The sequence below is a fragment of the Kosakonia sacchari SP1 genome (assembly GCF_000300455.3).
GTDB classification, from domain to species: Bacteria; Pseudomonadota; Gammaproteobacteria; order Enterobacterales; family Enterobacteriaceae; genus Kosakonia; species Kosakonia sacchari.
The window spans coordinates 3,014,826-3,035,711 of the sequence record NZ_CP007215.2 but is presented as its reverse complement, the minus strand read 5'-3'; the positions used below and the strand labels follow the sequence as shown (position 1 = coordinate 3,035,711).

General features: G+C 52.5%; 16 protein-coding genes. 10 read left to right on the top strand and 6 right to left on the bottom strand.

The features are described from left to right. The first annotated feature begins 17 nt into the window (after positions 1-17). Positions 18-449, top strand: coding sequence for a DUF3574 domain-containing protein (locus C813_RS37350; RefSeq protein WP_017456283.1), 432 nt, complete (start codon positions 18-20; stop codon positions 447-449). A 35-nt stretch (positions 450-484) separates the two neighbouring features. Here the strand turns inward: C813_RS37350 and C813_RS37345 are convergent, their stop codons facing one another. Continuing rightward, positions 485-1,669: a NupC/NupG family nucleoside CNT transporter gene (locus tag C813_RS37345; protein ID WP_017456284.1), complete on the bottom strand. Its 1,185-nt coding sequence runs from the start codon at positions 1,667-1,669 to the stop codon at positions 485-487. A gap of 281 nt (positions 1,670-1,950) precedes the next feature. Here C813_RS37345 and efeU point away from each other — a divergent pair, with 281 nt between their 5' ends. The 7 genes from efeU (at position 1,951) to C813_RS37305 (ending at position 10,287) form a co-directional block, all read left to right on the top strand. Beyond that, positions 1,951-2,784 carry an iron uptake transporter permease EfeU gene (gene efeU, locus C813_RS37340; RefSeq protein ID WP_017456285.1) on the top strand — a complete coding sequence of 278 codons (834 nt, stop codon included), beginning with the start codon at positions 1,951-1,953 and terminating at the stop codon, positions 2,782-2,784. A 39-nt stretch (positions 2,785-2,823) separates the two neighbouring features. Continuing rightward, complete coding sequence (gene efeO, locus C813_RS37335; RefSeq protein WP_017456286.1) at positions 2,824-3,951, top strand: iron uptake system protein EfeO; 1,128 nt, start codon at positions 2,824-2,826, stop codon at positions 3,949-3,951. A gap of 4 nt (positions 3,952-3,955) precedes the next feature. Beyond that, positions 3,956-5,239 carry an iron uptake transporter deferrochelatase/peroxidase subunit gene (gene efeB / locus C813_RS37330; protein ID WP_017456287.1) on the top strand — a complete coding sequence of 428 codons (1,284 nt, stop codon included), beginning with the start codon at positions 3,956-3,958 and terminating at the stop codon, positions 5,237-5,239. Between the two features lie 538 nt (positions 5,240-5,777). Further along, complete coding sequence (gene phoH / locus C813_RS37320) at positions 5,778-6,566, top strand: phosphate starvation-inducible protein PhoH (RefSeq protein ID WP_017456289.1); 789 nt, start codon at positions 5,778-5,780, stop codon at positions 6,564-6,566. Between the two features lie 898 nt (positions 6,567-7,464). Beyond that, positions 7,465-8,028 carry a chorismate mutase gene (locus C813_RS37315; RefSeq protein ID WP_017456290.1) on the top strand — a complete coding sequence of 188 codons (564 nt, stop codon included), beginning with the start codon at positions 7,465-7,467 and terminating at the stop codon, positions 8,026-8,028. Positions 8,029-8,331: 303 nt separating this feature from the next. Further along, the gene (locus C813_RS37310) at positions 8,332-8,715 is read left to right on the top strand and encodes a hypothetical protein (protein ID WP_017456291.1); all 384 of its coding nucleotides are present in this window, start codon (positions 8,332-8,334) and stop codon (positions 8,713-8,715) included. A gap of 348 nt (positions 8,716-9,063) precedes the next feature. After that, positions 9,064-10,287 (top strand): glycoside hydrolase family 28 protein, encoded by a 1,224-nt coding sequence (locus tag C813_RS37305; protein ID WP_238593034.1) that lies wholly within the window; start codon positions 9,064-9,066, stop codon positions 10,285-10,287. Between the two features lie 121 nt (positions 10,288-10,408). Here C813_RS37305 and C813_RS37300 read toward each other — a convergent pair whose 3' ends face one another. The 5 genes from C813_RS37300 to C813_RS37280 form a co-directional block, all read right to left on the bottom strand. Further along, positions 10,409-11,104 (bottom strand): LutC/YkgG family protein, encoded by a 696-nt coding sequence (locus C813_RS37300; RefSeq protein WP_017456293.1) that lies wholly within the window; start codon positions 11,102-11,104, stop codon positions 10,409-10,411. Continuing rightward, positions 11,097-12,524, bottom strand: a complete 1,428-nt coding sequence (locus C813_RS37295) for a LutB/LldF family L-lactate oxidation iron-sulfur protein (RefSeq protein ID WP_017456294.1) — start codon at positions 12,522-12,524, stop codon at positions 11,097-11,099. The genes C813_RS37300 and C813_RS37295 overlap by 8 nt, the downstream gene beginning before the upstream one ends. Before the next feature lie 15 nt (positions 12,525-12,539). Beyond that, positions 12,540-13,259 (bottom strand): (Fe-S)-binding protein, encoded by a 720-nt coding sequence (locus C813_RS37290; RefSeq protein WP_017456295.1) that lies wholly within the window; start codon positions 13,257-13,259, stop codon positions 12,540-12,542. Between the two features lie 52 nt (positions 13,260-13,311). Further along, positions 13,312-14,865 carry an L-lactate permease gene (locus C813_RS37285; protein WP_017456296.1) on the bottom strand — a complete coding sequence of 518 codons (1,554 nt, stop codon included), beginning with the start codon at positions 14,863-14,865 and terminating at the stop codon, positions 13,312-13,314. 952 nt (positions 14,866-15,817) lie between these two features. Beyond that, a complete protein-coding gene (locus C813_RS37280) occupies positions 15,818-16,180 on the bottom strand; it encodes a helix-turn-helix domain-containing protein (RefSeq protein WP_017456297.1) in 363 nt (120 codons plus the stop codon). 335 nt (positions 16,181-16,515) lie between these two features. Between C813_RS37280 and C813_RS37275 the strand changes: the two genes are divergently transcribed. Both C813_RS37275 and oqxB read left to right on the top strand, forming a co-directional pair. Continuing rightward, positions 16,516-17,691 (top strand): efflux RND transporter periplasmic adaptor subunit, encoded by a 1,176-nt coding sequence (locus tag C813_RS37275; RefSeq protein WP_017456298.1) that lies wholly within the window; start codon positions 16,516-16,518, stop codon positions 17,689-17,691. Positions 17,692-17,714: 23 nt separating this feature from the next. After that, positions 17,715-20,867, top strand: coding sequence for a multidrug efflux RND transporter permease subunit OqxB (gene oqxB / locus C813_RS37270; protein ID WP_017456299.1), 3,153 nt, complete (start codon positions 17,715-17,717; stop codon positions 20,865-20,867). Positions 20,868-20,886 lie beyond the last annotated feature (19 nt).

Genomic DNA, 20,886 nt, shown 5'->3' with positions numbered 1-20,886 from the left:
ACAATGAGGATAACAATATGACGTTAAAGACAGGGTTCACTGCACTGATGATGGCGGGTTTACTGGTGGGTTGCGTTTCGCCTGCTGCAAAACAACCGGGTGCGGCAGCACAAACCTGCAAGGCTGAAAACCAGATGCAGCAAACCACGCTCTATTACGGCTTAACCCGCCAGGGCGGCAAAGCGATTACCACGCAGGAGTGGCAGCAGTATGTGGATAACGATGTCACGCCGCGTTTTCGTGACGGGTTGACCACATTTGATGCGCAGGGGCAATGGCTGGGAAGTAACGGGAAAGTATCAAAAGAGCCAAGCAAGGCGCTGATGCTGATCCACAGCGTGGATGCGCAAAGTGATGCGAAAATCGATGCGCTGCGTGATATCTACAAATCACGCTTTGCCCAGGAATCGGTGATGCGTGTCGATCAGCCGGTCTGCGTACAATTCTGATGTAAAGGCCCACTTGCGCGAAGTGGGCCAGTAAATTACAACACCACGCCTGCGAAAGCCGCCGAAAGCAAACTCACCAGCGTTGCGCCGTACACTAAGCGCAGACCAAAGCGGGAAACCGAATTCCCCTGTTGCTCGTTCAGCCCCTTAATTGCCCCCGCCACAATGCCGATAGAGGCAAAGTTGGCGAACGACACCAGGAACACAGAGAGGATACCCAGCCCGCGTGGTGTCATCTGCGCGGCGATTTTTTGTAGCTCAATCATCGCCACAAATTCGTTCGCCACCAGCTTGGTTGCCATAATACTGCCCGCGTGCAGCGCATCGCTCAGCGGAATGCCAATCAGCCATGCCAGTGGATAAAACACATAGCCAAGAAGTTGCTGAAAGCTGATGCCGAACAAGGCGGAGAAGAGGGCGTTGATGGCGCTAATCAGCGCAATAAAGCCAATCAGCATTGCCAGAATAATCATCGCCACTTTGAAACCCGCGAGGATGTACTCCCCGAGCATCTCAAAGAAGCTTTGCGATTCGTTGAGCTTTTCAAGTTTGACCTCGGCTTCCGCTTCCGGGCGCGTCGGGTTAATAACCGACAGCACAATAAAGGTGCTGAACATATTGAGGACCAGCGCGGCGACCACATATTTCGCGTCCAGCATGGTCATATATGCGCCGACAATCGACAACGACACTGTCGACATCGCCGTTGCTGCCATGGTGAACATGCGGCGCGAGGAGAGATCCGCGAGGATGCCTTTATAGGCAATGAAGTTTTCCGACTGGCCGAGGATCAGCGAGCTGACGGCATTAAACGATTCCAGTTTGCCCATGCCGTTCAGTTTTGACAGTAACGTGCCTATCAAACGGATAAAAATAGGCAGAATGCGCCAGTGCTGCAAAATGCCGATCAGCGCGGAAATAAAGACGATAGGGCACAGCACGCCGAGGAAGATAAAGGCCAGCCCTTTTTCGCTCATCCCGCTGAAGACAAAGCTGGTGCCTTCGCCCGCGAATTTCAGCAGTGCTTCAAAGAAACCGGAAACGTATTTAATCAGCGTTAACCCGCTTTGCGCGTGCAGGAAGAACCACGCCAGCGCCAGTTCAATGACAATTAATTGCAGGATGAAGCGAAAACGAATGTGTCGGCGGTCAAAACTCACCAGCCAGGCCAGCGCGAGGATCACCACCAGCGCCAGCAAAAAATGGAAGAAGTTAGTCATGTCTTTAATTTTGCAGGTAAACGAAACGGGGCGTTTATTTAGCCACAGCGCCGGAGTGGGGTAAATATAAAGTTAAAGATTTGTAAGCTATGTTTTTGCTTTATTTCAACTGCTTCCGCATAACGCATAAACCGCACGGTTAGCCTGCTACGCGGTTACATCCAGTTATCATTCTCAACATTTTTCGCTTGAGTTTCCTTGCGCCGTAATGATAATCACTATCAATGCAATTTACTTTTCTTTGCAACCATTGACCGCGCATGACATTAGGGGTTTCCTCCATGTTTGTTCCATTTTTGATTATGTTACGTGAAGGCCTCGAAGCGGCGCTGATCGTCAGCCTGATTGCCAGTTATCTGAAACGTACCCAGCGTGGGCGCTGGATAAACGTGATGTGGATTGGTGTTTTTCTTGCCGCCGCGCTCTGCCTTGGGCTCGGTATTGCGATCAATGAAACTACCGGCGAGTTCCCGCAAAAAGAGCAGGAGCTGTTTGAAGGTATTGTCGCGGCGATAGCCGTAGTGATCCTCACCTGGATGGTGTTCTGGATGCGCAAAGTGTCGCGCAACGTCAAAGTGCAACTGGAGCAGGCGGTCGACAACGCGCTGGCGCGCAGCCATAACCACGGTTGGGCGCTGATCCTGATGGTCTTTTTCGCCGTGGCGCGCGAAGGGCTGGAATCGGTGTTCTTTCTGCTGGCGGCATTCCAGCAGGATGTCGGCGTCTGGCCGCCGCTGGGCGCAGTGCTGGGTCTGACCACGGCGGTGGTGCTCGGTTTCTTGCTTTACTGGGGCGGCGTGCGTCTGAATCTCGGCGCGTTTTTCAAATGGACCAGCCTGTTTATCCTGTTTGTCGCGGCCGGGCTTGCCGCAGGCGCAATCCGCGCGTTTCACGAAGCGGGATTATGGAACCACTTTCAGGACGTGGCCTTCGATTTCAGTAACGTACTCACCACGCATTCCCTCACCGGTACGCTGCTGGAAGGTATTTTTGGTTACCAGGAAACACCAAGCGTCAGCGAAGTGGCGGTCTACTTTATCTATCTGATCCCGGCGCTGGTGATGTTTGTTTTACCGCCTCGCGCGGGGACGCAGCCTTCACGGGCGGCACCGTAATCGCTTTATAGTTACAACATACTAATTAAGGGAAAGGGCATGGCAATTCATTTTCGTCGTAGTGCATTACAGGCCGGGATGGCGGCATTAATCTCCAGTGCTTTCGCGGTGCAGGCTGCAGATATCCCGCAGGTGAAAGTTACGGTTACGGACAAGCAGTGTGAACCGATGAACCTGACGGTGAACGCGGGTAAAACGCAGTTTATTATTCTCAACCACAGCCAGAAAGCGCTCGAGTGGGAGATCCTTAAAGGCGTGATGGTGGTTGAAGAGCGTGAAAATATCGCGCCAGGTTTTAGCCAGAAACTGACGGCCAACCTGCAGCCGGGCGAGTATGAGATGACTTGCGGTCTGTTAACCAACCCGAAAGGTAAGCTGGTGGTGAACGGTGAAGCGACGGCCGATGCGGCAAAAGGTGACGCGCTGCTGAGCCTGAGCGGAGCCATTACCGCGTATAAAGCGTATGTGGTTGCCGAAACGGCGCAGTTGGTTTCCGGCACCAAAGCGTTCACCGATGCGGTAAAAGCGGGCGATATCGAAAAAGCGAAAGCGCTGTACGCGCCGACGCGCCAGCACTACGAGCGTATTGAACCGATTGCTGAGCTCTTCTCCGATCTCGATGGCAGCATTGATGCCCGTGAAGATGATTACGAGCATAAAGCCGCCGATCCGAAATTCACCGGTTTCCACCGTCTGGAAAAAGCCCTGTTTGGTGATAACAGCACCAAAGACATGGGCAAATATGCCGATCAGCTCAACTCAGATGTGGTTGATTTGCAAACGCGCATTAATGAGCTGGCGTTCCCGCCATCCAAAGTGGTCGGTGGTGCAGCCGGTCTGATTGAAGAAGTGGCTGCGAGCAAAATCAGCGGTGAAGAAGATCGCTACAGCCACACCGATCTGTGGGACTTCCAGGCCAACGTTGATGGCGCACAAAAAATCGTTGATTTGCTGCGTCCGCAATTGCAGAAAGATAACGCCGAACTGCTGGCGAAAGTCGATGCCAACTTCAAGAAAGTGGATACCATCCTTGCGAAATACCGCACTAAAGAGGGGTATGAAACCTACGATAAGTTGACCGACGCCGATCGCAATGCGCTGAAAGGGCCGATCACCACACTGGCGGAAGACCTGGCGCAGCTGCGCGGCGTACTGGGGCTGGACTAACACCATGAAGCAAGATGATAACAACGACGTCAGCGAACCTTCCCGGCGCCGTTTATTAAAAAGTATGGGCGCGCTGGGAGGCGCGCTTGCGCTGGCTGGCGGATGCCCGGTAGCACATGCGGTAACACCAAAGAGCGCTCCGGGGACGCTTTCGCCTGATGCGCGTATGGAGAAGCAGCCTTTCCTGGGCGCGCATCAGGCCGGTATTTTGACGCCACAGCAGGCGTCAATGATGCTGGTGGCGTTTGACGTGCTGGCTGCTGATAAAGCCGACCTTGAACGGTTGTTCCGCTTATTAACGCAGCGCATTACCTTTCTGACCACTGGCGGCCCGGCTCCGGATACCCCGAACCCACGCTTACCGCCGATGGACTCCGGGATTCTTGGGGCGTATATCGCGCCGGATAACCTGACGATGACGGTTTCCGTAGGCGAATCGCTGTTCGATCAACGTTTTGGTTTGCGCGCGCAGATGCCGAAAAAGCTGCAAAAGATGACGCGTTTCCCTAACGATTCGCTTGATGCGGCGCTGTGTCACGGCGACTTGCTGATCCAGATTTGTGCCAACACACAGGACACGGTGATTCATGCGCTGCGTGACATCATTAAGCACACGCCGGATTTACTCAGCGTGCGCTGGAAGCGGGAAGGGTTTATCTCCGACCATGCAGCGCGCAGCAAAGGCAAAGAGACGCCGGTTAACCTGCTGGGCTTTAAAGATGGCACTGCCAACCCGGACAGCAGCAATAATACGCTGATGAACGAGGTGGTGTGGGTGACGAAAGAGCAGGGCGAACCGGCGTGGGCGGTGGGCGGCAGTTACCAGGCGGTGCGTATTATCCAATTCCACGTGGAGTTTTGGGATCGCACACCGCTGAAAGAGCAGCAGACCATTTTCGGGCGTGATAAGCATTCCGGCGCGCCGCTGGGCATGAAAAATGAGCATGACGTCCCGGATTACGCCAGCGATCCGGACGGTGATGTCATAGCCCTCGACAGCCATATTCGTCTGGCGAACCCGCGGACGAAAGAGACGCAGTCCAGCTTGATGATGCGGCGTGGTTACAGTTACTCGCTCGGCGTGACCAACTCCGGTCAGCTGGATATGGGGCTGTTATTCGTCTGTTATCAGCATGATCTGGAAAAAGGCTTTCTGACGGTGCAAAAACGTCTGAACGGCGAGGCGCTGGAAGAGTACATTCGTCCGATTGGCGGCGGTTACTTCTTTGCGTTGCCCGGCGTACAAGCAGCAAACCGCTATCTGGCGCAATCTCTGCTCGAAGCGTGAAGATCCTATCCTGCCCGCTATCGGGCAGGATATTCTGTTATCTGTTGCATCCTGACATACTTTTTCTGCCATCCAGATATCATTTTTTCGTATGAGAAAGTATCTGTTATCTTTCTGTAATATTCATAACCGAGACTCTGTTCAACGACGCAGGGGTCATGCGCGTTATGGTTTCGTAAAAATAATGTTGCAATGATGCTAATCTTTGATGTAATTAGTGAGAGCGTTATCCCCTGCGGTGATGAAGTTTTTCTGGAGATCGCGGATGGTAAAGTCCAGTAGCGGACAGACAAAAAGACCACGCAAAACCCGGCACGGAGGTGCGACCTCCGGCAGCGACTTCTTCACCCCTGAATTTTCCTCCTTCTTTTTCATTCCTGATGTTGACGATGTGGCAGCCGATGCTGTTCGTCGCGTTGGCACGTCATTTTCAAAGGCAAGTCATGGCTTACAAGGAAGCCAACCCTCAGACGTTTGTGCGCATAATCGCGTCGATAGCGACGTGTGTGATGTAAACCAACAACTCAAGGTGCTATCCATGGGAAGACAAAAAGCAGTGATCAAAGCTCGTCGTGAAGCGAAACGCGTGCTGAGACGTGATTCACGCAGCCATAAACAACGTGAAGAAGAGTCGGTCACCTCGCTTGTGCAGATGAGTGGCGTAGAAGCAATTGGCATGGCGCGGGACAGCCGTGATACTTCTCCAATTGCAGCGCGTAATGAAGCTCAGGCGCACTACCTGAATGCTATCGAGAGTAAACAACTGATCTTTGCAACCGGCGAAGCCGGCTGCGGGAAAACGTGGATCAGCGCGGCGAAAGCGGCGGAAGCCCTGATCCATAAGGACGTGGACAGGATTATTGTAACCCGACCGGTTCTGCAGGCCGACGAAGATCTCGGTTTCTTACCCGGTGATATTTCGGAGAAGTTCGCTCCCTATTTCCGGCCCGTCTACGACGTGCTGTTGAAACGCCTGGGGGCGTCCTTTATGCAATACTGCCTGCGACCAGAGATCGGTAAGGTGGAAATCGCGCCGTTCGCCTATATGCGTGGACGTACCTTTGAAAATGCGGTGGTCATTCTCGACGAGGCTCAGAATGTCACGGCTGCGCAAATGAAAATGTTTTTAACGCGCCTCGGGGAGAACGTGACCGTTATTGTCAACGGTGATATTACCCAGTGTGACCTGCCATCCGGTGTGAAATCGGGTTTGAGCGACGCGCTGGCACGTTTTGAGGAAGATGAGATGATTGGCGTTGTACGCTTTAATAAAGACGACTGCGTACGCTCCGCGCTCTGCCAGCGCACGCTGAAAGCGTACGACTGACGGCGTTGATAGTTAGCGTTAAAACCCGGGAAACCGGGTTTTATTTTTTGCGGGGGGCAAACAGGCCGCGCTCTAACCCCGTCACCGATCTTCATCCCCTTGTGATAGGCGTAAAAGGCCACCTTTCCAGGCAAGCTCCTCTTTGAAAGGTGATGGCCGCGAACGGAACAAAACCATTACGGCTCAATAAGGACGTATAAATAACCGGATCCGTGTCGCGCCAGCTGACTGCGTGAGCCTGTTTTTCCAGCGAATGATTAAGCATTTGAAATGTGCAATATGTAATTCAACAGAACCTGACCGATGCTTTTGCCTGCGGTAATTATGTGTTTCAGCGCTTTTCTCGCCGCCAGGAGGTTGTGGTCAGTTAAGATCCGCTTCGCTTGCCGCAACACGCACGTATTCTTTGAGGATTGATGACTGATATTTTCCGGGGGCGTTCTTTATAAAATGGCTATCCCTGCTGCCGGAGCCCCTAAGGGAGGGGATATCTGGCACGTCATCACTCTTATCCCTGTGTTCACCCTGCCTGGTCTGGAGTGCTTTTTCTCCCTTACAAAAATCGCAGATCCGTACAGGATTTGCTGTCTGTTGATGAATCCATATTGATATCAGCGCGTTACATTTTCTTACGCAAAGCTGCCTTGATGAAATAATAACGCAATTGAATTAATGAAAAGTGAACGATGCCTGTTGCCGCTTTATCATGGTACTGGCTTACTGGTGATCCCGGAGGCACTTTTCAACCACGATGGGTCACGCAATTGGGTATCTGAAGAGCGCGTGCGCGCTGGAACGTCATGTGCTGCTTATAACAAAGCTCTTACATCCAGAAATGAAATAGTAACCATTGGTTATATTTGCGCAGGTAAATTAGTCCTGGCGCCATTTTAGAGGGATGATGATGAAGATTTTCGTATCGACACTCTGTATGTCCGGAAGTTTTTTTACGGGAGCCTCTGCGCCCATTTGTCTCAGTGCCCTTTCATCACTCTTAAGCGAACGCATGGCGTTAATGAGAGACGTTGCAGCCTGCAAAGCGAAGTACCATTTGCCGGTGGAGGATTTAGCCCGGGAACAAAAAGTGCTGTCGCAGGCGCGAAGCACTGCGCGCGAGGCTGGGCTGGAACCGAAGTCCGTAGAGCCGTTTATCAGTGCGCTGATGAATGCGGGAAAAGCGATACAGTATCGCTATCTGGCAGACTGGTTGCCTCGACCAGAATCATTTGTCACCCTCCTGGATCTTGATGGGATCAGACGGCGTATTAATGAACTGGACAAGCATCTGCTAATGGCTATAAGTCAGCGGCTTCGGGCAGGGACGCTCTCTTATACCGACCGGGCTGTGCTGGCGGAGAAAACAGTGTCCCCAAATCTTACTGACGCTGAGAAGGATAATTTACTGGATACCATGCGCTTTATTCAGCGTGCCCCGCAGGCACCCGATGCAGGGATAACCTGAAAGACAACATCACGATCTTACAAATATGCACCGAACCGATTGCTCCGTGCCGGTAAAAAGCAATATCAGTGATATTCACACTATTAATGAGGTTATGCTGCGAGCATTGATTAGATAATGTTATTGTGTCCAGGTTTAATTTTATAAAGATAAACTTATCTAATGAAAATTAGAGCGTCACTGTTTACGTTCTCGACTTTTATTTTACTTTGTTGCACTGTCGTTTACTTTTATGCCTCTGGATAACAACACTAATTATATGAAGTGAAACTAATGGCATTAATAACTATTTGCGGAGTGAACATGGGATATGACGCGCGTAATTTTATTAACTCTATCGTTAAAAATTTTAAAGAATCCATTGGAATAATGAACGTGTTGTTACTGGAACCTGATGAGCCCGACGCTTTGCGCTTATTGTACCTAAAACTGGACGTTATCAGGGCAGGCATTGAGCAGGATGTCCGCATGTTAACCAAAGCCCGTCTGGACAGCAACGCCGCACTTTGCCTTTACCAGGTACATAATGCGTTAAATGCTTTGAACTATTGCATTGGGATTGTCAGAAATATCCCGTTAAATCAGCAGTTTTATTACGATTTAGAAGATCTAAAGCGTATTGTGAACACTCTTGATGCAACATCCGGACGTGTTTTTACTAAACGGGATGGTAATGAGTACACATAAAGAGATATCTGTATTGCATGAAGTTAAAACGAAAGCAGCATGAAAAACCAATGCGGTTTGCTAAATCTCTTTCGCTTTAAGTGTAATGAATTAATACTGATTGATAATCGTGGAAATAAAAAAGGGGAAACATCTTATCACTTTTTCTCCGCTGAACTTAAACGCCAATTCAACTAAGTACGAATTCGGCAGTTTTTTATCGCAGCACTTTAACCATACTTCAACAATGCTAATGTCGGGATGATTATGTTTTCTCTGCTCCGTAATGTGAAAGGAATAATTGCCAGCCTCATTGTTTTCCCGGTATCAGGGTTCAGCGCGATGCTATTGGCCCAGAATAACGCTGATATGCCAGAACCAGTGCTGCCCGCGCATATCTGCGCAAGGCTGGCTTCTTCGTCAGGAGACGATACCCGACGGCTTCAGGCGGCGATGGATAACTGCCCTCGGGGTGAGGCATTACAACTCCTTGCGGGTCGTTTCTCCAGTGGACCGCTGACCATGAAGTCTGGCGTCACACTCTGGATCTCGCGGGGGGCAATGCTGGTTGCGAATAGTGACCCACGTGTTTATGACAAAAATGGCCATTGTGGCACGGTCGATCATAAAGGGAATGGCTGTCGGCCCTTTATTCTTTTTAAAAGCACGGACGGGGGCGGCATTGTCGGGGAGGGCGTTATTGATGGGCAGGGCGGTAAACCGATACAAGGACAGGAAGAGTCATGGTGGCAACTGGCTCGCCGCGCGCAGACGGAAGGCGGGGCGCAGAATGTTCCTCGCCTGATTGAAATAGAAGATGCCTCGCATATTATTTTTCACGGCATCACACTGCGAAATTCGCCTGGATTCCATGTCACGCTGAAAAACGTCCAGGATGCGACGTTCTGGGGCGTGCGTATTGATACCCCGGTGAATGCCCGTAACACCGACGGAATTGATCCCATTTCGTCGCAGAATATCCTCATCGCCCACAGCTTCATCAGAACCGGTGACGATAATGTGGCAATTAAAGCGGGCGCAGGCGGCGCCACGCGTCATGTGGTTTTGGTGGATAACCATTTTTACTGGGGACACGGGATGTCGATTGGTAGCGAAACGCTTGGCGGTGTCAGTGACATTCGGGTTCGTGATTTGACGCTTGACGGCACAACCTCGGGGCTGCGTATCAAAAGTGACATCAGCCGGGGCGGCGTTGTCAGCGATGTGCGCTACGAAAATGTTTGTATGCGGGGGAATCGCCGGCCGCTTGACTTTGATACCCGATATGATGCGCATGCGATCGGTAACAACATTCCCGTCTACCTCGATATCTCCCTGAGTCATATTGCCGGCGAAACCGGCCAGTTGGTACTACGCGGTTATGACGCCGTTCATCCTCTGCAATTTGCCCTGAACGGCGTGTCTTTCAACAACACTGCCCGTTGGCTTATTGAATCGGCGAAGATCGTCATTGGCCCCGACGGTGTCACACCTGCGCCGCCGGGAGAAACATCGTTACCACGATCGGCTGTCCCGGCGGATTGCGCAAAAAACTGGATCCCTTTCCCGATGACGGATGCATCTGAAGACTAAAAGGCACGCGAATGAAGTCTACTGGTGCTGATTATGCTGACAGTTCATAAACAGAGCATTATTTGGCACAGTCAGCGATGGCGGGAACAACAGCCCTCCTGCAAAGGAGGGCTGTTTGTTATCAGCAATCTTCGATGATCAAATACGCTGCGTTTACCGGACCATGAACGCCCACGACTTTTATCAGTTCAATGTCCGCTGTTGAACTGGGTCCTCCGATCAGGTTGATACAGGAAGGCATCCGCTCACCCGCCAGCGCTTTTTGATGTAGCGTTTGCGCCAGTTGTGACACGCGAGGAAGAATATTGCTTTTGCGCAACACAAAAATAGAGGAGGCGGGTAACAAACTCAGGGCTCTGCCGCGTTCAGGCGCAGAGAAAAGCACGACACCGCCCGATTCGGTTAAGCCATATTCTGCGTACACCACCCCAATTTTCGCCAGCTCAGCCTTGCGGATATTCTCTTCGCCTTTGGCCGGATCCCAGATGAAGGCATCATAAACTTCTTCAAGACGATGAGTGATGCCCAGCTCTTTCAACCGTGCATCGCCGCTGATGACAATTGGCTGACCGCCATATTTTTCGCATAAATTCAGCACGGCTTCGCCAGCCTTTTCCTCGCGGGTCAACTCACAGTGCGCCAGCATTACCGTTGAGGCGACATGGATAAATTCATCACAGCGTTGCTGTGGGCTTAGCCCGGTGAGACGTGTTTGCGCGTAGTTGTTAACAGGTGGCATTGCCTGCTCAGGCTGGTAACGAATCTCCCTTCCCAGTGCCTGGCTAATGGTGGTCAAAAATGCCATTCGGTTATCCATTCTTTTTCCCCTGCGCCTGATGTTTTTTGAACCAGCTACGAAAACTTTCGCCATCCGCTTCCGGCAGGTCACGCGCTTGCGTCCAGTCGCCGATCGCACCGATGTTGAGCGGTGTTTTGCCCCCTTTGATAAACCAACTGGCCACCTGCGCCCCGGCAATCATGCCGACTTTCCACAATCCTGGATGACTGTTGGCGTAGGCGAACATTTTCATCGCCCGCTGTTCCGCTTTAGGCGTTAACCCTTCCTCTGCCATCACCCGTCGATGGCGAAGGATCAGTTTGGACAGGGGAATTTGTACCGGGCAGACGCTATCGCACGCAGTACACAGCGAACAGGCATAGGGAAGATCTTTGAAATCTTTATATCCGCCGAGTAAGGGGGAGATGACCGCACCAATCGGACCTGGATAGATAGAACCGTAACCATGTCCGCCGATATGGCGATACGCGGGGCAGGTATTCATACACGCGCCGCAACGGATACAGCGCAACACATCGCGAAAATCGGATCCCAGCACCGCCGAGCGACCATTATCAATAATGACCAGATGGAACTCTTCCGGCCCATCCACGTTATCCGCCTCGCGGGGCCCTGTAAGCCAGGTGTTATAACCGGTCAAACGCGCCCCTACCGCGCTGCGGGCGAGCATCGTAATGAGAACATCCACTTCTTCAAACGTTGGCGCAATACGCTCCATCCCCATCACGGCGATATGCGTTTTCGGTAGCGTCGTGCACATCCGGGCATTGCCTTCATTGGTGACCAGACACACAGAGCCTGTTTCAGCCACTGCGAAATTACAACCGGTGACGCCGACTTCTGCGCTCAGGAATTCCTGGCGGATCTTCTGGCGGATAAACAGGGTCATGGCCTCCGGGGTTTCCGGGCCGTCATAACCGAGATGTTCATGCAGGACGCGGCGGATCTGATGGCGGTCTTTATGGATAGCGGGAACGACGACATGCGACGGCGGGTCCTGATCCAACTGCAGAATATACTCGCCAAGATCGGTTTCAATGACCTGGATACCGGCATCCTGCAGTACCGCGTTCATGCCAATCTCTTCGGTCACCATCGATTTGGACTTCACCACTTTGCGGGCGTTTTTGGCCTGCGCCACCTTTAAAATGTAGCGCGTGGCGTCTTCTTTTGTTTTCGCAAAGAAAACGTGACCGCCATTTTCCGTAACTTTCTCTGAAAGCTGATACAGATAGGCGTCCAGATTATCCAGAACGTGTTCACGGATCTGACTGGCGCGCTCGCGCCACTCTTCCCAGTTGCCCAGTTCTTCAACCATACGCTGGCGATTAATGCCAATTCGTTGCTGCGCGTTCGCGACCGCTTTACGCATAATAGGATCGTCTAACTGCTGGCGGATCCGTGATTTAAAATCTGCATTGCTGGTTTTTAAAGACACGATGTTCTCCTCCCGTTAGCGGCTCATCAGCACTTCGGCAATATGCATAACTTTCACATTTCGGCCTTCGCGCTGAAGACGCCCGCCAATATTCAGCAGGCAACTGACATCCGCGCCAATCAGATACTCTGGCTGCGCATCCATCAAATGTGCCGTTTTTTCCTTCACCATCTCGCCAGAAATTTCTGCCATTTTTACGGAAAAGGTGCCGCCAAAACCGCAGCAGGTTTCCTGCTCGGCAAAGGGAAGCAGCTCCAGACCTTTAACATGATTCAGAAGTGTCAGTGGCTCTTGCGTAACACCCAGCTTGCGGGAAAGGCTACAGGAAGGATGGTAAACGGCTTTCCCTGGCAGACTCGCACCGACGTCGACAACGCCAAGTTTATTGACGATAAAAGAGGTGAGATCGTGCATTCTGGCGGCCACTTTTTCGGCGCGCAGCGCCCATTCAGGCTCGTCGGTCAGATACCCTGGGTAGCTTTTGATGGCGTACGTGCAGGAGCCTGCTGGGGAAATAATCGGATCATCGTTTTCCTCCAGCGCGGCGATCAGGTTTTTCATGCCCGGGATCGCTTCTTTTGTATAACCGCTGTTCATGGCTGGCTGACCGCAGCACCCCTGTTTTTCAGGGAAGGTGACCTGGCAGCCGAGTTGTTCGAGCAATAACACCGAGTCGCGCGCCATCCGCGATTTCAACGCATCACCAATACAGGTGACGTAAAAATTGACGTTCATTGGAAACTCCATTGCTTTTTATCGAGTAGCGTTATTCCGCGATGCGGTGGCGTCAGGCCATAAACCAGTAATAGAAAAGGCCGACCTTAAGCCCAAGAATGAAGATGTAAGCGGCACAGTACTTCATGGTGCCAGTCATAATCGTGCTGCCCTGACCCTCCATTCGCGTGGCGGAGACGGCGATGGCAATACTTTGCGGGGAGATCATTTTCCCGCCGGTCGCCCCGGCGGTATTGGCCGCGGCGAGCCAGTTCGGATCAATATGCAGTTTTTCCGCCGCCATGGTTTGCAGCTTGCCGAACAGGACGTTGGAGTTGGTATCGCTGCCGGTGACAAAGGTGCCAAGCGCGCCAATAACCGGTGATATAAAGACAAACGCGCCGCCGGTGAGATGCACCATTGTTTGTGCCAGCGTGGAAATGAGCCCGCTGACATCCATCACGGTCGCCAGCGCGACGATTGCCATAATCGCGATAATGGAGTTTTTAAGCTGAAGAAGGGTTTCGACAAATACCTGCAACATTCCTTTTGCTGACGCCCCCTGGATAAAGCCGCCAATGAGGGTTGCAAAGATGATAAGCATGCCGGGAGTGGCGAGCCATTCCACCTTGAGCGTGAGTATTTGACCATTTGCCAGCGGGAAGTGCAGCACCGACGCAATCTGTGAAACGGCTGCTTTAATGCCAGGAAAAAGCGGTGAGCAGAGCAGAATGAAAACAAACATCAATATATAAATGGAGCAGGTTCTGAGCAGCACCACCGGAGAGCGCGGCGCGGTTTCCGCTTTATGTTTATTATCGACCCGCCATTCAGGTTCGGTCTTGCCGTTGCGCGCACGGCCAGCCAGCGCCACCACAATCAGGCTCACCAGACTGCCCGCAAAGGCAGGCAATTCCGCCCCGAGGTGAATGGCGACGAAGTACTGTGGGATCAGCGTTGCCACGCCGCACAGCAACGTAATGCCGAACACGCCACGGATAGCCCGAACGCCGCCGCCAATGACGCAAATGATCACAAACGGCAGCAGGATGTTGAACGCGGCCAGTTGCATGATGATGGTGCCGCCGAGGGCGTTAACCGGTAAATGCACCTGTTCGGCAAGTATCGTGACGGGAATACCGACAGCACCAAACGCCGTGGGCACGGTATTGGCAACCAGCGAAGCGATAGCGGCTTTCAGGGGCGGAAAACCAAGCGTAATCAGAATACCGATAGGAATAGCGACTGCGGTCCCGTAACCGGCTGCCGCTTCCAGAAAACCGCCAAAGCACCAGGAAATCAGCAGCACCTGAATGCGTTTATCGTCGCTGATGCCGATAAGAACATCCCGCAAGATGTTAAGTGCGCGGGTCGCTTGCATCACGTTGTAACTGAAAATCGCCCCCAGGATCACAATCACAATTGGCCAGAGACCTTTGAGGGCGCCGTATGTCAGGGCGGCGCGCAACGTTTCTGTTGGCATCTGCCAGAATACCATCGTCAACCCGCACGTTAATGCGAGCGTAATGAGCACGGAATAATGAATCGGTGTTTTCACTTTCAGTATTAAAAAAACCATAAGCATGAGCGGAACGAGGCCCAGCGCAAAAAGGAGGTATTCGGGCATTATCAAGTCCTGTTTTTAAATGTCGGTTGTTTTGTGTGACAAATGACAGGACGTGTTTATAACCGACTGTGTGCAGAGAAAACGTTCGAATGGATCGCTTCAGCAAATAAAAAAACTAAAAAAACCAACAAAAGATACGCATATATTTAAAGGTTGTTAATTTTTATTTAAATTTAGATACCACGATTAACCAATATAACAATATAGGGGTAGTTAAATTTAAACCCGGCATCATCCAGGCAAACCGGGTAAATATTGCGCTTAATTGTCCATTTTATTTTTAACGAACGTCGACAAACATGAAGATATGCAGGTGAAAATATCACCATGGATAAGCTCGTTTTCCGGCTCACAAGCGCATTACCGTTATGACGCTGGTTAAATCTGCAACCCCATCAAAGAGATCGACCGCGAAGCGGGGTTACATGTACTGGGAAATCTGATGGTGTTGACACGTCTGGTAGCAAAAAGATCACAGACGCTGATGACGATGACTTATTAAAACTTTTCTGCTGCCTGTAACACGCAGAAGAATTTCAGGTTAGGAAACATTATTTAATCCGTGGATCTTTGCGCAACGGGTGAGTTTAGCCGCGGGATTAATATCAAAGTAACGACTCGTGTGTGTCAGTGGAGGGGATTATTCGGCTAATTACGGCAAGTTGTTTGGCCTGGGAGATGAAATTCTCAGAAGGAGAAGAGGGTCGGGATAAAGTTTTTAGCGGAAAAAATAAGGGGGGCGCAAAATGATGATGCGGTTTGTAAATAATTACCGCCACTTTTCTTCATATCAGCGATAACACTTAAGCCGTGCAAGCAGTGCCGATTTTTTCAATGCGGCTATTTTGATGCAACGTCAAACCGCATGTGCCTGGCTGCCCGTAATATCGCTGGCCTGCAGTTATCAGGCCGACGATTTCATCCTGAACGCGTGTGCGAAAACCACGACGTGTTATGAGGATTGCTGGCGTAATTGCTGCGCCTGAGGGCAGCCGATACTGCGACGCCATGCGCCGGGTGCCTGGCCATACTGGCGCTTGAAACTGCGGTTGAAGGACTGCTGGGAGTCAAAGCCTAACGCAATCGCCACGTTCAGAATCGGCTCGTCGCTGTGGGTTAAGCGCTCAATCGATTTTTGCAGTTTTTGCGCGCGGATATACTCGGCGAGACGGTAACCCGTATGCTCTTTGAAGAGGCGCTGGAGGTGCCATTTCGAATAGCCGGCTCGCCTGGAGACAGTTTCAATGTCCAGACGACTTTCCAGGTTGTTGTCGATCCAGTCGAGTAAATCGTGAATAAATGCGCCAGTGTTCATCTTGTTATCCTCACGCCGCTTATTTAAAAGCATCTTTGTCTGTTGCATTTAAAAGTGGCCTGTTTTCGCATTAATTGCAAGTTTTATTGTTGCATTTAAATCCTTGCCAGAAACGCGACTTTTCCCCCTGACTCAAACAGCACATAAAGTGTATCAATTATTCTTGCACTAAATTTAGCGCCTCCCTACAATCCCCGCGATAGTGTATTGGCAACTGTTACAGTTTTGTGGCGATGAACGGCACAAATGGCCTGAAGCCAGCCCGGACAAAGGAAGTTGCGTAGCGTCTCCCCGCTGCGTCTTGCCCGGCGGCTACAATTAGCGGAATAAAAATAATGAGCCTGCAGAAACCTTGGGTTAACTTTCATCTGAATGCACTGGGAGCGATGTTGCTCTCCGTCGTGCTCGTCGGATGCGATAACGGTGTCGCGCAAAATGCCGTGCCACAAGCTCCCGCCGTCAGCGCCGCTGACGTGGTAGTGAAATCTATTAGCCAGTGGGATAGTTTTAATGGTCGGATTGAAGCGGTGGAGAGTGTTCAACTGCGCCCCCGCGTCTCCGGCTACATTGATAAAGTGAATTACACCGACGGCCAGGAAGTGAAAAAGGGCCAGGTGCTGTTCACCATTGATGACAGAACCTACCGCGCCGCGCTGGAACAGGCGCAGGCGACGCTGGCGAGAGCCAAAACGCAGGCCAGCCTGGCGCAAAGTGAGGCTAACCGTACCGATAAATTAATCAACACCCACCTGGTTTCCCGTGAAGAGTGGGAGCAGCGCCGTTCGGTCGCCGTTCAGGCGCAGGCCGACATTCGCGCCGCGCAGGCGGCTGTTGACGCCGCGCAACTTAACCTGGATTTCACCAAAGTGACCGCGCCTATCGATGGTCGCGCCAGCCGGGCATTGATCACCAGCGGTAATCTGGTCACTGCGGGTGACAGCGCCAGCGTACTCACCACGCTGGTCTCCCAGAAAACCGTTTACGTCTACTTTGACGTGGATGAGTCAACCTACCTCCACTATCAAAACCTCGCCCGCAGCGGGCAGGGGGCGTCCAGTAATCACCTGGCGCTGCCGGTAGAAATTGGCCTGGTCGGTGAGGATGGCTACCCGCATCAGGGCAAAGTGGATTTTCTGGATAATCAGTTAACGCCGAGTACCGGCACGATCCGCATGCGCGCGCTGTTGGATAACGCGCAGCGTCAGTTCACACCGGGGCTGTTTGCCCGCGTACGTCTGCCGGGTAGCGCTGAATTCAAAGCCACGCTTATTGACGACAAAGCTGTGCTGACCGATCAGGATCGCAAATATGTTTATATCGTTGATAAAGAGGGGAAAGCGCAGCGTCGTGATATCACGCCGGGGCGTCTTGCTGCCGGTTTACGCATCGTGCAGAAGGGGCTGAACCCTGGCGATAAAGTCATCGTCGATGGTTTACAAAAAGTGTTTATGCCGGGGATGCCGGTTAACGCGAAAACAGTGGCCATGAACGCCAGCCCCGCTCTCAACTGATCCCTTATCTGAGAATCCGACACATGGACTTTTCCCGCTTTTTTATCGACAGGCCGATTTTCGCCGCGGTGCTGTCGATTCTGATTTTTGTCACAGGATTGATCGCTATCCCGCTGTTGCCGGTGAGCGAATATCCTGACGTCGTTCCGCCAAGCGTGCAGGTGCGTGCGGAGTATCCAGGCGCCAACCCGAAAGTGATTGCCGAGACGGTGGCGACGCCGCTGGAAGAAGCAATCAACGGCGTTGAAAACATGATGTACATGAAATCTGTCGCAGGCTCCGACGGCGTGCTGGTGACTACCGTCACTTTCCGTCCGGGGACAGATCCCGATCAGGCACAGGTTCAGGTACAAAACCGCGTATCGCAGGCCGAGGCACGTTTGCCGGAAGATGTGCGGCGTCTGGGCATCACTACCCAGAAACAATCACCGACGCTGACGCTGGTGGTGCATCTGTTTTCGCCCAACGGTAAATACGATTCACTCTATATGCGTAACTACGCGACGCTAAAAGTGAAGGATGAACTGGCGCGTCTGCCCGGTGTCGGCCAGATTCAGATTTTCGGCTCGGGCGAATACGCGATGCGCATCTGGCTGGATCCCAATAAAGTGGCGGCGCGCGGCTTAACTGCCTCGGATGTGGTGACGGCGATGCAGGAGCAAAACGTGCAGGTTTCCGCCGGGCAACTTGGCGCGGAGCCGCTGCCGAAAGAGAGCGATTTCCTGATCTCGATTAACGCTCAGGGGCGTCTGCACACGGAAGAAGAGTTTGGCAATATTGTGCTGAAAACGGCGCAAGACGGTTCGGTCGTTCGCCTGCGCGATGTGGCGCGTATTGAAATGGGTTCGGGCAGCTATGCGCTGCGTTCTCAGCTTAATAATAAAGACGCGGTCGGGATCGGTATCTTCCAGTCTCCGGGCGCGAACGCCATCGATTTGTCTAACGCGGTGCGCGCCAAAATGAACGAACTGGCCACGCGTTTCCCGGAAGATATGAAATGGGCGGCACCTTACGATCCGACTGTGTTTGTTCGCGATTCCATTCGCGCGGTTGTGCAAACGCTGCTGGAAGCTGTAGTGCTGGTGGTGCTGGTGGTGATCCTGTTCCTGCAAACCTGGCGCGCGTCGATTATTCCGCTGATCGCGGTGCCGGTATCGGTCGTGGGAACGTTCAGCATTCTCTACCTGCTCGGCTTTTCGCTTAATACCCTGAGCTTGTTCGGGCTGGTACTGGCGATCGGTATCGTGGTGGATGACGCCATCGTGGTGGTGGAAAACGTCGAGCGAAATATCGAAGAGGGGCTTGCTCCGCTCGCGGCGGCGCATCAGGCGATGCGTGAAGTGTCCGGGCCGATTATCGCGATTGCGCTGGTGCTGTGCGCGGTGTTTGTGCCGATGGCGTTTCTCTCCGGCGTAACCGGTCAGTTCTATAAACAGTTTGCGGTGACAATCGCGATTTCGACGGTGATCTCTGCCATCAACTCGCTGACGCTCTCTCCAGCTCTGGCCGCTTTGCTGTTGAAGCCGCACGGCGCACCGAAAGACTTCCCGACGAGGCTTATTGACCGTCTGTTTGGTTGGCTTTTCCGTCCGTTTAACCGCTTTTTCCATCGTAGCTCGAACGGTTATCAGGGGCTGGTGGGCAAAACGCTTGGTCGACGTGGTGCGGTGTTTGTCGTTTATGTTCTGCTGCTCTGTGCCGCTGGCGTGATGTTTAAAGCCGTACCCGGCGGATTTATTCCGACGCAGGATAAGCTCTATTTAATTGGCGGCGTGAAGATGCCGGAAGGCTCTTCGCTGGCCCGTACCGATGCGGTGATCCGCAAAATGAGCGAAATCGGTATGAATACCGAAGGCGTGGATTATGCGGTCGCTTTTCCTGGGCTTAACGCGTTGCAGTTCACCAACACGCCAAATACCGGGACGGTCTTTTTTGGCCTGAAACCGTTCGATCAGCGTAAACATACCGCGGCGGAAATTAACGCTGAGATCAACGCTAAAATCGCGCAAATCCAGCAGGGCTTTGGATTCTCCATTTTGCCGCCGCCGATTTTAGGGCTGGGTCAAGGTTCTGGCTATTCGCTGTACATCCAGGATCGCGCCGGTCTTGGCTATGGCGCGCTGCAAAGCGCGGTGAATACGATGTCTGGTGCGATTATGCAGACGCCGGGGATGCATTTCCCCATCTCAACCTACCAGGCTAACGTTCCGCAGCTGGATGTGCAGGTTGATCGTGATAAGGCGAAAGCGCAGGGCGTGTCGCTGACCGATCTGTTCGGTACGCTGCAAACCTATCTGGGCTCGTCTTATGTGAACGATTTCAACCAGTTCGGCCGCACCTGGCGCGTGATGGCGCAGGCCGACGGGCCGTTCCGCGACAGTGTGGAAGATATTGCGAATTTGCGCACCCGTAATAATCAGGGAGAAATGGTGCCGATCGGCAGTATGGTGAATATCAGCACCACTTACGGGCCGGATCCGGTGATTCGTTACAATGGTTATCCGGCGGCGGATCTCATTGGTGATGCCGATCCTCGCGTTCTCTCTTCCTCACAGGCGATGACGCAACTGGACGGGATGTCTAAGCAGATACTGCCGAACGGGATGAATATTGAATGGACGGACCTGAGCTACCAGCAGGCCACTCAGGGGAATACGGCGCTGATTGTCTTCCCGGTCGCGGTTCTGCTGGCGTTTCTCGTGCTGGCGGCGCTGTATGAAAGCTGGACGCTGCCGCTGGCGGTGATCCTTATCGTTCCGATGACGATGCTCTCCGCGCTGTTTGGCGTCTGGCTGACAGGTGGCGATAACAACGTGTTCGTGCAGGTTGGTCTGGTGGTACTGATGGGGCTGGCATGTAAAAACGCGATTCTTATCGTGGAGTTTGCCCGCGAGCTGGAAATTCAGGGGAAAGGGATCATGGAAGCGGCGCTGGAGGCGTGCCGCCTGCGTTTACGCCCGATTGTGATGACCTCCATCGCCTTTATTGCCGGCACTATTCCGCTGATCCTCGGTCACGGCGCGGGTGCAGAAGTGCGCGGCGTCACCGGGATCACGGTGTTCTCCGGTATGCTGGGGGTGACGCTGTTTGGTCTGTTCTTAACACCGGTGTTTTACGTTACGCTGCGTAAATTCGTGACGCGCGGTAAACCGGTAAATGACGTTTTGCCTGCGTAATTTGTTGCAGATACAAAAA

Coding starts and splice junctions, on each gene's coding strand:
- C813_RS37350 (WP_017456283.1), top strand. CDS start 18: ATGACGTTAAAGACAGGGTTCACTGCACTGATGATGGCGGGTTTACTG.
- C813_RS37345 (WP_017456284.1), bottom strand. CDS start 1,669: ATGACTAACTTCTTCCATTTTTTGCTGGCGCTGGTGGTGATCCTCGCG.
- efeU (WP_017456285.1), top strand. CDS start 1,951: ATGTTTGTTCCATTTTTGATTATGTTACGTGAAGGCCTCGAAGCGGCG.
- efeO (WP_017456286.1), top strand. CDS start 2,824: ATGGCAATTCATTTTCGTCGTAGTGCATTACAGGCCGGGATGGCGGCA.
- efeB (WP_017456287.1), top strand. CDS start 3,956: ATGAAGCAAGATGATAACAACGACGTCAGCGAACCTTCCCGGCGCCGT.
- phoH (WP_017456289.1), top strand. CDS start 5,778: ATGGGAAGACAAAAAGCAGTGATCAAAGCTCGTCGTGAAGCGAAACGC.
- C813_RS37315 (WP_017456290.1), top strand. CDS start 7,465: ATGATGATGAAGATTTTCGTATCGACACTCTGTATGTCCGGAAGTTTT.
- C813_RS37310 (WP_017456291.1), top strand. CDS start 8,332: ATGGGATATGACGCGCGTAATTTTATTAACTCTATCGTTAAAAATTTT.
- C813_RS37305 (WP_238593034.1), top strand. CDS start 9,064: ATGCCAGAACCAGTGCTGCCCGCGCATATCTGCGCAAGGCTGGCTTCT.
- C813_RS37300 (WP_017456293.1), bottom strand. CDS start 11,104: ATGGATAACCGAATGGCATTTTTGACCACCATTAGCCAGGCACTGGGA.
- C813_RS37290 (WP_017456295.1), bottom strand. CDS start 13,259: ATGAACGTCAATTTTTACGTCACCTGTATTGGTGATGCGTTGAAATCG.
- C813_RS37285 (WP_017456296.1), bottom strand. CDS start 14,865: ATGCCCGAATACCTCCTTTTTGCGCTGGGCCTCGTTCCGCTCATGCTT.
- C813_RS37280 (WP_017456297.1), bottom strand. CDS start 16,180: ATGAACACTGGCGCATTTATTCACGATTTACTCGACTGGATCGACAAC.
- C813_RS37275 (WP_017456298.1), top strand. CDS start 16,516: ATGAGCCTGCAGAAACCTTGGGTTAACTTTCATCTGAATGCACTGGGA.
- oqxB (WP_017456299.1), top strand. CDS start 17,715: ATGGACTTTTCCCGCTTTTTTATCGACAGGCCGATTTTCGCCGCGGTG.